Raw genomic sequence first — 1,738 nt, 5'->3', positions numbered from 1 at the left:
TGGGGCTTCTCGTCGCTGATCCGGGTGGTCGGTCCGTGGCCGGTGTGCACCCGGGTCTCCTCCGGCAGGTCGTTGAAGATCCGGCCCTCGATGGAGTCGAGGATCAGCTCGAAGCTGGAGTAGGACTTCCCCGTCGCCCCGGGGCCGCCCTGGAAGAGGGTGTCGCCGGAGAAGAGCACCGGCCCGCCGGCGTGGTGCTCGTCGGCGAGGTCCTCGCTGTAGAAGCAGGTCGAGCCGGGGGAATGCCCGGGGGTGTGCAGCGCGGTCAGCCGCACGTCGGAGACGGTGAAGGTGTCTCCGTCGGTGATCTCGACGTCGGGGCGGGCCTGCGGGTGGACCTGTTCCCAGAGGACGTGGTCGTCGGGGTTGAGGTGGATGCGCCCGCCGACGGCGTGCTGGAGGGCCAGGGCCTCGCTGACGTGGTCGCTGTGGCCGTGGGTGAGCAGGATCGCGACCACCTCCCGGTCCCCGACGGCGGCGGCGACGGCCTCGGCGTCATGGGCGGGATCGATGACGATCACTTCCTGGTCGTCGCCGACGAGCCAGACGTTGTTGTCCACCTCCCAGGATCCGCCGTCCAGGGTGAAGAACCCGGAGGTGGTCAGGTGCTCGATACGTGCCTGGGGCATAGCTGTTCTTCCTCTCTCGACCAGCCGGATGCTGGCCGGGTGCCGGCCGGGTGCCGGTCGGGTGCGGGCCGGGTGTGCGGGCAGGGTGTGCGGGAGCGGGTGAGCGGTCTCAGCCGATCTCGACGACGCTGCGCAGCACCTGGCCCTGGTTCATGGTCTCGAAGGCCTGCTGGACCTGATCGAGGCGGACGCGTTCGGTGACGAAGGCGTCCAGATCCAGCCGTCCCTGTCGGTAGAGGTCGACGAGCATGGGGAAGTCGCGGCTGGGCAGGCAGTCGCCGTACCAGGAGGACTTCAGCGAACCGCCGCGGCCGAAGATCTCGATCATCGGCAGCTCCAGGGTGAACGAGGGGTCCGGGACCCCGACCAGCACGACCCGTCCGGCGTGGTCGCGGGCATAGAAGGCCTGGGTGTAGGTCGCCGGGATCCCGACGGCGTCGATGACGACATCGGCGCCGTGGCCGTCGGTGAGCTCGCGCACCCCCTCGATCACGTCGGTCTCGGCGGCGGAGACGGTGTGGGTCGCTCCCAGCGACCGGGCGGTCTCGAGCTTGCGCTCGTCGAGGTCGACGGCGATGATCGTCGTCGCCCCGGCCAGCTTGGCCCCGGTGATCGCCGCAGTGCCCACGCCGCCGCAGCCGATGACTGCGACGGACTCGCCGCGCTGGACGCCGCCGGTGTTGATCGCGGCACCGATGCCGGCCATGACGCCGCAGCCCAGCAGTCCCACGGCGGCGTCGTGCTCGTCGGAGAGATCCTCGATGACGGTGCACTGGCCGGCGGCGACCAGGGTCTTCTCGGCGAAGGCGCCGATGCCCAGGGCGGGCTCCAGCTCGGTGCCGTCGGTCAGGGTCATCTTCTGGGTCGCGTTGTGGGTGTCGAAGCAGTACTGCGGCTGGCCCTTGGCGCAGGCGCGGCAGTTGCCGCAGACCGCGCGCCAGTTGAGGATGACTTTGTCGCCGACGGTCACGGAGGTGACGTTCTCGCCGACTTCGGCGACGCGGCCGGTGGCCTCGTGGCCGAGCAGGTAGGGGAAGTCGTCGCCGACTCCGCCGCGCTGGAAGTGCTGGTCGGTCTGGCAGACGCCGCAGGTGTGGACGTCGACGACG

General features: G+C 70.4%; 2 protein-coding genes. Both read right to left on the bottom strand.

What is annotated here, in order from left to right:
- The coding region (locus GCL72_RS09635) for an MBL fold metallo-hydrolase (RefSeq protein WP_153144504.1) at window positions 1–629 on the bottom strand (629 nt) is incomplete at its 3' end.
- A 109-nt stretch (window positions 630–738) separates the two neighbouring features.
- Window positions 739–1,738, bottom strand: a 1,000-nt coding sequence (locus GCL72_RS09630) for an S-(hydroxymethyl)mycothiol dehydrogenase (RefSeq protein WP_153144503.1), incomplete at its 5' end; no start/stop codon positions are given.

This window comes from Nesterenkonia halophila, from assembly GCF_009467795.1.
In the GTDB taxonomy this organism is placed as follows: Bacteria; Actinomycetota; Actinomycetes; order Actinomycetales; family Micrococcaceae; genus Nesterenkonia; species Nesterenkonia halobia.
Note: the sequence above shows the minus strand (reverse complement) of the source record. Positions and strands in the feature narration are given on the sequence as shown.